General features: G+C 61.1%; 10 protein-coding genes and 1 tRNA gene. 9 read left to right on the top strand and 2 right to left on the bottom strand.

The window, feature by feature from the left end; genetic code table 11:
- The first annotated feature begins 142 nt into the window (after nt 1-142).
- Nucleotides 143-217, top strand: a tRNA-Gln gene (locus AC0L25_RS31415).
- Between the two features lie 128 nt (nt 218-345).
- On the opposite strand, the gene AC0L25_RS31420 is transcribed toward AC0L25_RS31415, so the two are convergent.
- Nucleotides 346-2,118, bottom strand: a complete 1,773-nt coding sequence (locus AC0L25_RS31420; RefSeq protein WP_473599023.1) for an SLC13 family permease — start codon at nt 2,116-2,118, stop codon at nt 346-348.
- 523 nt (nt 2,119-2,641) lie between these two features.
- On the bottom strand, nt 2,642-3,574 hold the full coding sequence (locus AC0L25_RS31425; protein ID WP_473599024.1) for a complex I NDUFA9 subunit family protein: 933 nt from the start codon (nt 3,572-3,574) through the stop codon (nt 2,642-2,644).
- Nucleotides 3,575-3,888: 314 nt separating this feature from the next.
- Here AC0L25_RS31425 and AC0L25_RS31430 point away from each other — a divergent pair, with 314 nt between their 5' ends.
- The 8 genes from AC0L25_RS31430 to AC0L25_RS31465 all read left to right on the top strand — a co-directional run bounded on the left by AC0L25_RS31430 (nt 3,889) and on the right by AC0L25_RS31465 (nt 11,086).
- Complete coding sequence (locus AC0L25_RS31430; protein ID WP_095492366.1) at nt 3,889-4,500, top strand: cupin domain-containing protein; 612 nt, start codon at nt 3,889-3,891, stop codon at nt 4,498-4,500.
- A gap of 120 nt (nt 4,501-4,620) precedes the next feature.
- Nucleotides 4,621-5,559, top strand: a complete 939-nt coding sequence (locus AC0L25_RS31435; RefSeq protein WP_473599025.1) for an ABC transporter substrate-binding protein — start codon at nt 4,621-4,623, stop codon at nt 5,557-5,559.
- 76 nt (nt 5,560-5,635) lie between these two features.
- The gene (locus AC0L25_RS31440; protein ID WP_473599026.1) at nt 5,636-6,433 is read left to right on the top strand and encodes an ATP-binding cassette domain-containing protein; all 798 of its coding nucleotides are present in this window, start codon (nt 5,636-5,638) and stop codon (nt 6,431-6,433) included.
- Complete coding sequence (locus tag AC0L25_RS31445; RefSeq protein WP_473599027.1) at nt 6,430-7,440, top strand: ABC transporter permease; 1,011 nt, start codon at nt 6,430-6,432, stop codon at nt 7,438-7,440. Before AC0L25_RS31440 ends, AC0L25_RS31445 begins: the two co-directional genes overlap by 4 nt.
- 4 nt (nt 7,441-7,444) lie before the next feature.
- Nucleotides 7,445-8,536 carry a phosphotriesterase family protein gene (locus AC0L25_RS31450; protein ID WP_473599028.1) on the top strand — a complete coding sequence of 364 codons (1,092 nt, stop codon included), beginning with the start codon at nt 7,445-7,447 and terminating at the stop codon, nt 8,534-8,536.
- Nucleotides 8,537-8,576: 40 nt separating this feature from the next.
- Nucleotides 8,577-9,347, top strand: coding sequence for a glutamine amidotransferase (locus tag AC0L25_RS31455; protein ID WP_473599029.1), 771 nt, complete (start codon nt 8,577-8,579; stop codon nt 9,345-9,347).
- A 3-nt stretch (nt 9,348-9,350) separates the two neighbouring features.
- Nucleotides 9,351-10,259 (top strand): PfkB family carbohydrate kinase, encoded by a 909-nt coding sequence (locus AC0L25_RS31460; RefSeq protein ID WP_473599030.1) that lies wholly within the window; start codon nt 9,351-9,353, stop codon nt 10,257-10,259.
- Nucleotides 10,256-11,086 (top strand): BtpA/SgcQ family protein, encoded by an 831-nt coding sequence (locus AC0L25_RS31465; RefSeq protein ID WP_473599031.1) that lies wholly within the window; start codon nt 10,256-10,258, stop codon nt 11,084-11,086. Before AC0L25_RS31460 ends, AC0L25_RS31465 begins: the two co-directional genes overlap by 4 nt.
- The last annotated feature ends 144 nt before the right edge of the window (nt 11,087-11,230 follow it).

Genomic DNA, 11,230 nt, shown 5'->3' on the forward strand with positions numbered 1-11,230 from the left:
CCCAGCCTCCGTTCGCTGGTGATCAAACCGGACAACTCATCTGCTACCTAATCCGGACAACTCATCTGCTTACGACAGCCGCTATTCTCGGCATTGAGCTTTCCGTCGGCTCGTCCTATAAGGCCGCGCGCGCAACCGTTGCTGGGGCGTAGCCAAGTGGTAAGGCATCGGTTTTTGGTACCGACAATCCCAGGTTCGAATCCTGGCGCCCCAGCCATCGCTCACATGTCTGTTCCGGACACATGTGTAGCAGCCGTTCAGTGATGCGACAGTTGAGCAAGCTAGAGATGCGACAGTTTTCGTCGGCCGGCGAAAGTCGAGCAGGATTGATCCGTCCATCGCGTATCAGTTCATTGGCCATACGATCATTAGCATCGGCACAGCAACAATGACGACGAGGAACGATAGCGGCAGTCCCAGACGTGGATAGTCGCTGAAACGGTAGCCGCCCGGCCCCATGACGAGCGTGTTGCACTGGTGGCCGATCGGGGTGAGAAAATCGCAGCCGGCGCCAATTGCGACTGCCATCAGAAATGCTTCCGGCCTGTAGCCCAGATCGCCGGCGAATTCGGCGGCGATAGGCGCCATGACCAGAACGGTGGCGGCATTGTTGAGGAATGGTGTAACGGCCATGGCGGCGACAAGGATGAGCATCAGTGCGCCGGGCGCCGGAAGAATGGTCCCCAGTTTGGCAAGCTCGCCGGCAACCACTTCTGTCGCCCCTGTACTGCGCAGCGAATCGCTCACCGGAATGAGAACGGCGAGCATGACGAGGATCGGACCATCCAGCGATTGGTAGACCTCCCGGACCGGGATGACCCTGAAAAGCACCATCCCGACCGCGGCCGCAAAGAAAGCGACGGAAACAGGGAGCAGCCCGAACGCAGTCGCCACCATGGCGAGAGCAAGGATGATTACCGGCACGACACCCTTGCGGACGCTACCAAGCAGGATAGCCCTTTCCGCCAGCGGCAGGCAGCCGAGTTCACGCAGTATCTCGGGTATCGTCGCAGCATTGCCCTGCAACACGACGACGTCGCCGAGCCTTAGCTGGACTTCGGCCAGCCTGCGGTCGAGGCGCTCGCTGTGACGGCTGACAGCCAGGAGGTTGACATTGAAGCGGTGGTAGAGGGCAAGGCGCTGGGCTGTCCAGCCGATCAAAGGGGAGCTTTCACCGATGACGGCTTCGATAGCGACCATTTCGCTGGCGGTGTCGTCACCGCCGACCCTATCGCCCGTGACGCTGAGCTTACCCTGGGAGACAAGGCGATGCAGCGCCTCTGGGTCGCCCTCGAGCAGCAGAATGTCGTTCACTTTGAGGACAACGTCGGGCAGTGGCGTCATCCGCATAGTCCGGTTGCGCAGGATCGACGTCACGATAGCATCGCCGCCTGAAAGCTTCATGAGGTCTGCGACGGTTTTCCCGAGCACCGTCGAATCGCGGACAATTCGGGCCTCTGTCAGGTAATTCTTGATGTTGATGGCTTCATTCACCGACCCGCCCAGCTTTTCGCGCACCGGCAACAGCCAATAGAAAAGCACCAGGAAGATCGTTCCGGCGGCGGCCAGCGCGGCTCCAACAGGTGTAAAGTCGAACATTGTGAAGGCGGTGCCGGTCAGTTCCTCCCGCACACGGGACACAACGATATTGGGAGATGTCCCCACCTGCGTCATGAGCCCGCCGAGCAGCGACCCGAACGCCATAGGCATCAGGAATATCGAGGGCGAAACGCTCGACCGGCGCGCGAACTGAAAGGCGATCGGAATCATGATGGCGAGCGCACCGATATTCTTTACAAAGGCAGACAGGATCGTGACCACGATCACCAGCAGCGCCAGTTGCGACCGAACACCCGACAGGTTCGGAGCAGAGCGCTTGATGGCAACTTCCATGATGCCCGAGCGGGCTATGCCCGCGCTCACCAGCAGAGCACTGCCGACAATGACCACGATATCGTCACTGAACCCGCTGAAGGCTTCGTCAAAAGGCACGATCCCAACCGCGAGTGCAAGCAACAGTGCCGCGGTTGCGACCAGATCATATCGATACCGACCCCACACGAGCGCCGCCATCATCACGAAGATGACGGCGAACGACAGGATTTGCGGCGTAGTCATGTCTTCGGATGCTCCGCCGCTCATGCGGCTGATCAGAACGGCCAAACCGTCCTTTTGTTGCTTTCGCTGATCACGGCTTTGCTATGTTCTGAATGCTGAGCTTCCATGCTTGCCAATAAGCCCGTGTCGAGCGATGTTCCTTGGCTCATGGGGCCTTGATCCTGATAGCATTGTATCAGGGTGCGCGATCGGTCAGCGCGCTTGCACCTTCCTCTGCGGCGCAATGTGCGCAGCAGTAGATGATGTCATCTTGTTCGACGCCATGTCCGATGATCCGGCATGCGCAGTGCGGACAAACCGGAGCAAGTTTCTGGATCGCGCATTCGAAGCTGTCGAACGTATGATTTCCTCAGCTAGCTTTACTTCGAAAGCCTTGTCGTAGTCATTCCCGCATTGATCGCATCTGGCCATAGTTCTTTTCCTTCTTCTTTATTGCTTCAAGCTCGACCAACCCGCCGCATGGCGATAGGTTCCCGTCAGGATCGTAGACTCTTGCTAAGCAGGAGACGGGCGCGAGCCGGCGTCACGCGCGCCGTTCGATCAAACGGATCACCTCCTCGATGCCCCGCGGCTCGATGTCGAGTTCCTTCAGGCCCGGTGCGCCGATTGCTGCCACATTGTCGTGCCGCATGAGATCGACCTGATTGCGCGTTAGGGGCGCGGCCGGAAGGAGTTCCGCGACGCCGGCCAAGGCGTCCCACGCTGCAAACGGCACCGGCATCAACCTGATGTGGGTACCGAGTTGCCGGGCGATCTCGCGAAGCAGTTCCTTATAGGTGTAGATGCGCGGGCCGCCGAATTCTAATCTCGATGAACCCTTGTGGTTTCGTCCATCGATCAGCCGGCTCACTGCCTCTGCGACATCTTCCACATACACCGGCTGAAGCCGTGTGCCACCATCGCCGAACAGCGGATAGATCGGCAGGAGACGTATCAGCCTCACAATCCTCGTGAGGAAAACGTCGTCAGGTCCTGTCATGACGGCAGGACGCACAATGATGGCGCCTGGAAATGCGCTCGCCACCGCCTCTTCTCCGCGCCCACGTGCCCTAATGTAATTCGAATCCGATTGAGGATCGGAGCCGATCCCCGAAATCTGGACGAACCGGTCGACCTCGCCCGCGCGCGACGCGGCGGCGAGATCCGCCGCGGCTTTCACATGCACGCGTTCAAACGTCTGGGCGCCCTGCTCGACATAGAGACTGACAGCATTCACGATCGCCTGTGATCCGGCAAGGGCCGAGCCGATCGAGGACGCGTCCAATATATCCGCCCCGATGGCTTCGGGCATCCTTGCAGTCGAAGAAAAGACCGGGCCCACGCGGGCCGGGTGGCGCGATGCAGCGCGGACGGTGAAACCCCTTTCCAGGAGCCGTTTCACGATCCGACGTCCGAGAAAGCCTGTTCCGCCGAAGACAGTGACGATCCGTTCTGTGCCGAGGTCGTCAGGATCCATCTGCCTCGCCATCCCTTTCTACAGGCACCGCGAAATCTCCCCGGCCCGGCGTACGAACCAGCCCACTTCGAACATCAGGACGTTGGAGAACAACGCAGGAACGCTTTTTGTTCCAGTCAGCGCTGGGTTGATCGCGGGGCGACCGATGTCGCTATAGAAGGCGAGTGCTTGACGTTGAGTTGCTTTATCCGTGCTATCAAAAACTGGTCGAGGCACTGCAGCGTCGAAATGACAAATCATCGCTTGCAAATCGGTCGCCGCTGTCTTTTGCTCGCGCGACAGTTGTCCATGACTGTTGAACGGTTGGCGAACGGATGAACAAAATCGATCGGCGACGGCCGGAATCCGAAGCGGATGGCACCGTCAATGCCGCGCGGCTTGGAACGCGGTTGCGCCTCGCCCGCCAGACACGGGGCATGACGCTGAAGACGCTGGCGACAGCTGCGAACTGCTCCGAAAGCCTTTTGTCCAAGATCGAGAACGGCAAGGCTTCGCCATCGTTGCCGATGCTTCACCGCCTGGTCGAGGTTCTGGAGACCAATATCGGCTGGATGTTCGAACAGGTCGACGATGACGAGGCGATCGTGTTCCGCGCCGGGGCGAGGCCATTGATCTCGCTCGACGCGCTGAGGCGCGGCGAGGGCATTTCGCTCGAACGAATTATTCCGTATTCGCCCGGTCACCTGCTGCAGTGCAATATCCATCATATCGAGGCAGACGGCGAGAGCGAAGGACCCATCCAGCATGTCGGCGAGGAGGTCGGCTATGTGCTGGCTGGCCGGATCAAGCTGATCGTCGACGGCAAAAGCCATGATCTCGCCACTGGCGACGCGTTCGTGTTCAGGTCGGAGCTGCCACACCATTACCGCAACATCGGCAAGGAGAGAGCCAGCATTTTCTGGGTCAACACGCCGGCGACCTTCTGATCGGCGTTCAGGGATTCAAATGCGTTGACAAGCATTCAAGTCTCTTGAATGTTGGCTCTTGCCTGTAGCACCAATGGGACCAGCCGAACAGGTTTGGCCCGCAAGCAAGGGGAACCGTAAATGCGTCCGTTCAAACTTCTCGTCCGTTGCGCCGCCGTCATCGCCGTTTGCTCGACAGCGATGGGATCGGCGTTCGCCGATACCTTCGCTCTCGTCAACATCAACCAGCAGGCCCTGTTCTTCAACCAGATCAACGAGGGCGCGCAGAAGGCGGCCGACGCCGCCGGGGCCAAGCTGGTCATCTTCAATGCCAACAACGTGCCGAGCGCGCAAAATGACGCGATCGAGAACTACATCACACAGAAAGTCGACGGCATCATTTTGGTCGCCATCGACGTGAACGGCGTTAAGCCCGCAATCACCGCCGCGAAGGCGGCCGGCATCCCCGTGATCGCCATCGATGCGCAGATACCCGACGGCGACAACGTTTCGTTTATCGGCGTCGACAACGCCAAGGCCGGCGAGGATATCGGCAAATTCTACGTCGACTATGTGAAGTCGCAGATGAGTGGCACTGCCAAGATCGGTATTGTCGGCGCGCTCAATTCGTTCATCCAGAACCAGCGGCTCGACGGTTTCAAGAAGGCGGTCACTGACAGCGGCCTGGCGATCACCTTCCTCGACACGGTCGACGGCCAGAATGTTCAGGAGACCGCAATGAGCGCTTCGGAGAATTTGATGACCGCCAATCCGGACATGACGACGATATATGCGACCGGCGAGCCGGCTCTGCTCGGCGCTGTTTCGGCTGTAACCAGCCAAGGCCGCACCGGCGACGTCAAGGTGTTCGGCTGGGACCTGACCAAGCAGGTCATTCAGGGCATTGACGATGGTTGGGTGGTCGCGGTCGTCCAGCAGGATCCGGCCGGCGAAGGCAAAGCCGCTGTCGAAGCATTGACCAAGCTCAAGAAAGGCGAAACGGTCGAGCCGATCATCAATATTCCGGTGACGATCGTGACCAAGGACAATGTCGACCAATACCGCGCGATGTTCCAGTAAACTGCATCGATGACCGGTCCGCGGCGCCGGATTGGGGCCACGCCGCGGACGCTTTGCAAAATCCTGTGGATCCAAGATGAGCAGTGGCGAGACCTGTCGGGTGCGGATGAGCGGCATCTCAAAGCGCTATAACGCCATTCAGACGCTCGATGACGTGTCGCTGGTGCTGAGGCCGGGCGAGGTCCTGGGGCTGGTCGGCGACAATGGCGCGGGAAAGTCGACGTTGAGCAAGGTGCTGTCGGGGGCGGTGGTTCCCGATGCCGGCACGATCGAGATCGATGGGACACCGGTGACCTTCAACTCGCCGGCGGACGCGCGCGCAGCCCGCGTCGAAATGGTCTATCAGGATCTGTCTCTCTGCGACACGGTCGATGTCGCCGGCAATCTGTTTCTCGGCCGCGAGCCGCGCCGCCGCATCGCCGGCATTTCCTTTCTCGACAAGAAGCGCATGCATGAGCAAACGCGCCAGATGCTCGACCGACTCGGCATCGTTATCGCCGACACGCGGCTCAAGGTCGAAAACCTGTCCGGCGGACAGCGACAGTCGATCGCGATCGGCCGCGCCGCCTCGTTCGAGCCGTCCGTGCTGATTATGGATGAGCCGACGGCGGCGCTCGCCGTCGCCGAGGTCGAGGCTGTGCTGGACCTGATCCGCGCCGTGAGCGCGCGCGGCGTCAGCGTCATTCTGATCACCCACCGCCTTCAGGATCTGTTCCTTGTATGCGACCGCATTCAGGTCATGTACGAGGGGCGCAACGTCGCCGAGCGGCTGATCGGCGAGACCAATATCGAGGATGTCGTCAACCTGATCGTGGGCCGCAAGTTCAACGCGCGTTCGGCCGCCAACGCCTATCGCGATGGAGCGCCTGCATGAGCGACGTGAGTTCGACCCACTCCGCTCAGTCTCGAAGGGTCCGCGCAGGCACATGGCGAGATGCGGTGCTTGCCAATGGCAGTGTCGTGTCGATCGCGCTGTTCTTTCTTATCGTTAGCGTCATCTTTTCGGTGGCGACGGATGCCTTTCTGACGTCGCCCAATCTGCTGAACATCCTGCGTCAGTCGGCACCATTGCTGATCGTCGCCGCAGCGATGACCTTCGTCATCACCACCGGCGGCATCGATCTTTCGGTCGGCTCCGTGCTGGCGCTGGTGGCAACGTTGTCGGCGACATTGCTGCAGCTGGGCCTGCCGTGGCCGCTGGTCATCCTCGCCATGCTTGCGCTGGGCGCCTTGCTCGGCGCAGTGCAGGGCTATTTCATCGCTTATGAGGGCATCCCGGCCTTCATCGTCACGCTTGCCGGGCTTTCGGTGATCCGTGGCGTGGCGCTGCTGATCACCGGCGGCTACTCGATCCCCATCGAGCCCGGGAGCCCTTTCACGGTGCTGGGCCGCGCCTGGCTGCTTGGCGTGCCGGCGCCGGCGCTGATCGCGCTGGCGATCCTCGCGATCGCCTATATCGCCTTCAACGAGACGCCGTTCGGCCGCTACGTGACCGGCATCGGCGCCAACACTGAGGCGGTCAGGCGCGCCGGCGTCAACACGCGGCTGACGACGCTTTTCGTCTATGTGATTTCCGCCGCCGCGGCAGCACTTGCGGGGATCATCATTGCGGCCCGCCTCGGATCCGGATCCTCGAACGCCGGGCAAGGTTTTGAGCTCGAGGTCATCGCTGCCGTCGTGCTTGGCGGCACCAGCCTGTTCGGCGGCCGCGGAACGATCGTCGGCACGGTGCTCGGCGCGCTTACCGTGGCCGTCATCGGCAACGGCCTGATCCTGGCGCATCTGTCGCCTTTCCTGACGCCGATCGTCACCGGAACGATCATCCTGATCGCCATCTGGCTGAACTTCCGCCTGTTCCGTGGCGCGGTGCGGAGCCGTTGAGCCTATGAGTAATCTCTTCGATGACGCAGCGCCAAGGCAGCGGCTGGCGATCGGGGTCGAAACCGGCCATGTGATGACCGTGCTCGGCCCCGTTCCGGTCGAAGAAATGGGCATTACGCTGATGCACGAGCACATCTTGCTCGACGGCGCGCGCAGTTGGAAATGTCCCTGTCATCCCGACGATACGGCGCTCGCCGAGCAGCCGGTGAACATCGAGATCATCGGCGAATTGCGCATGAACCCTTACGTCAACCGCGACAATGTTTCGCTCGACGACAGTGATCTCGCGCTGTCTGAGCTGCAACGCTATCGCGCGCTGGGCGGCCACACCGTCGTCGACGCGACCAATATCGGCATCGGCCGCGAGCCGGAAAAGCTCGCCCGCATCAGCCGCATGTCCGGCCTGAAGATTGTCATGGGGACCGGCTTCTATCTGGAGCACACCCATCCCGAATGGCTGAAGGCGATGAATATCGATGCCGTGACCGAGTTCATCGTCAACGACGTCGGCGGCGGCGAGACGCAGCCGCCGATCCTGGCCGGGCTGATCGGCGAGGTCGGCGTCAGCAAGGACTTCACTTCAGAGGAACGAAAGTCGCTGCGAGCTTCGGCGCGGGCCTCGCACATCACCGGCGTGCCGCTGTCGATCCATCTGCCCGGCTGGGAGCGGCTGGCGCACGATGTGCTCGATATCGTCGAGGCCGAGGGCGCCGATCTTCGCCACACAGTGCTCTGCCACATGAATCCGAGCCACAACGACCTCGACTATCAGACAAGCCTCGCCCGGCGCGGCGCTTTCCTGGAATATGATATGATCGGCATGGACTATTATTATGCCGATCAGGACGCGCAATCGCCCTCCGATGAAGAGAATGCGCGGGCAATCGCGGCGCTTATCGAGGCCGGCTTCGGCGACCGCCTGCTGCTGTCGCAGGATGTGTTCCTCAAGATCATGCTGACCCGTTTCGGCGGTTTCGGCTATGGCTACATCCTCAAGCATTTCATACCGCGCCTGAAACGGCATGGGGTCGAGCAGCCAGCCATCGACCGCCTGCTGATCACCAATCCGAAGGCCGTGTTCGCGCGGCAAAACTAAGCGGCCCAGACTTTCGGCTTAGACTTACGACGGAGTTCAAATGTCCAAGAAAAAGATCCTGCTTGCCGGCGAATCCTGGGTGTCGACCGCGACCCATATCAAGGGCTTCGACCAGTTCCCGACGGTCACCTACCACACCGGCGCGGACGAATTGCTGACGGCGCTGAAGACGACCGACTTCGACGTGACCTTCATGCCGGCGCATGAGGCACAGCGCAGCTTTCCCCAAACAATGGAGGCGCTTTCAGCCTATGACGCGGTGGTGCTCTCCGACATCGGCGCCAACACGCTGCTTCTGCACCCCGACACCTGGGTTCACTCGAAGCCGACGCCGAACCGCTTGCGGCTGCTGCGCGATTATGTGCGCGACGGCGGCGGGCTTTTGATGTTCGGCGGTTACTATAGCTTCCAAGGCATCAATGGCGGCGCGCGCTATCGCAAGACGCCGGTCGAGGAGGTGCTGCCGGTGAACTGCCTCGCCTTCGACGACCGCGTCGAGGTGCCGGAAGGTTTTTCGCCTGTCCTGAAAGGCTCCTCGGACCATCCGATCTTGAAGGGTCTCGGTTCGGACTGGCCGATCCTGCTCGGCTTCAACGAAGTAGCGCTGAAAGACGGGGCGGAAGTTCTGGCAACCGTGTCATCGGACTACGGATCACTGCCGCTGCTTGTCACCGGCCACTACGGCAAGGGCCGCACTGTGGCCTGGACATCCGATGTCGGGCCGCATTGGCTGCCGCCGGAGTTCATCGCCTGGAAGGGCTACAAAACTCTGTTCGAACAGATGCTGAGCTGGGCGACCGGTGAGAGCTGAGCGATGCATGTCCATGTCGTCGGCAACGCCTGCGTCGACACGATGTTTCGCGTCGGCCGCTTCCCTGCTGCCGGCGAGACTTTGAACGCTAGCAGCTACGCTGACGGCCTCGGCGGCAAGGGCGCAAACCAGGCGGTTGCGGCCGCGCGCACGGGTGCTGCGGTGACGTTTTGGACGGCGCTCGGTAAGGACCGCGCAGGCGCATGGATCAGGGCATCTCTCGACAGGGAGTTGCCTGACCTCGAGGTGAGCGAATTCGACCTGCCGAGCGACCGCTCGACTATTGTCATTGAGGCTGGTGGCGAGAATTTCATCGTCAGCGGCGTTGCCTGCAGCGAGGCGTTCGATCCGATAGCGCAAACCGCACTGGCGCGCCGGATTGCGTTTGGCGACATCCTTGTCTGCCAAGGAAACCTGCGAGGCGACGCGATAAATGCCTGCCTGCGGGCAGCACAGGAAAATGGCGCACGCACCGTCCTGAACGCCAGTCCTATCGATACGGCGGCCCTGCCTGACTTCGGTCTGGCGCAGGTTTTGGTGGTGAATCAATCCGAGGCGAAATTGCTGACCGGCCAAGGCGATATGGCAGCTGCGGCCGAAGCGCTCGCGGCCAAAGGCGCCGGGACAGTCGTGGTCACGCTTGGTGCGGAAGGTTGTCTCGTGCTTGGCCCGGACCAGGCAGGACCGCATCGTTTGCCGGCGCCGCGCGTCGAAGCGCTCGACACCAGCGGTGCCGGCGATGTGTTTTGCGGCTGTCTGGCCGGCGGGCTTGCCAAGGGCATGTCGGTTATCTCAGCGCTGAAGTTCGCGCTCGCGGCCGCGGCAATTGCGGTGACTCGCCCAGGCACATTGATATCCTGTCCTTCCGCGTCTGAAATGGCGGCGCTCATCTATGAAACGGAGGTCTCATGACCCGACTCGGCCAATCAAGCGGCGACGCTCTCATAGAACTTTTCGGCCGCACCAAGGTGGTGATCGGCGTCGTTCACCTTGCGCCGCTCCCTGGCGCGCCGCGCTATGACGGCGAGGCGGTCGAGGCGATCTATCAGCGGGGTCTCGATGATGCGAGATCCTATCTCGACGGCGGATGTGACGGCGTGATCGTCGAGAATCATGGCGACATCCCCTTTGCCAAACCTGACGATATCGGACCGGAGACAGCGGCCTATATGGCTGTTATCTCCGACCGTATCCGCCGCGAACTCGGCAAGCCGGTCGGCATCAATGTGCTGGCAAACGCCGCGATCCCTGCCCTTGCGACCGCCAGTGCCGCTGGCGCGGGCTTTATCCGCGTCAATCAATGGGCGAATGCCTATGTCGCCAACGAGGGTTTTGTCGAGGGCGAGTCGGGTCGGGCAGCACGCTACCGCGCCAAGCTTCGCGCCAACGGCATCCGCGTTTTCGCCGATGCTCATGTCAAGCATGGCGCACATGCGATCGTTGCCGACCGCCCGTTGGAGGAACTGGTCAAGGATCTGGTTTTCTTCGACGCCGACGCCATCATTGCGACCGGTCAGCGCACCGGGCACGCTGCGGATCTGAGCTATATCAGCATGATCAAAGAGACTGCCGGCCTACCGACGCTGGTCGGCAGCGGCGTGACGCCCGATAATGCAAACGATATTCTTGGCATCGTCGATGGCGTCATCATCGCTAGCGCACTGAAGCATGACGGTGTCTGGTGGAACGAGGTCGACCCCGCCAGAGTAAAGGCCTTCATGGCCGGGCTGAGGCGATGATCGAGCCGCCCGATCGCATCGCAACGATCAGGACGCTCTCAAGCGCATGATGGAATCACGCCGACAGCCCTAGAGCGTTCTGTTTTTAGGTAGACGCATATCCGGCGTTCTTGATGTAGTTGGCGCATTCCGCCGGCGTGTAAT

It is taken from the genome of Mesorhizobium sp. WSM4813 (assembly GCF_055811555.1).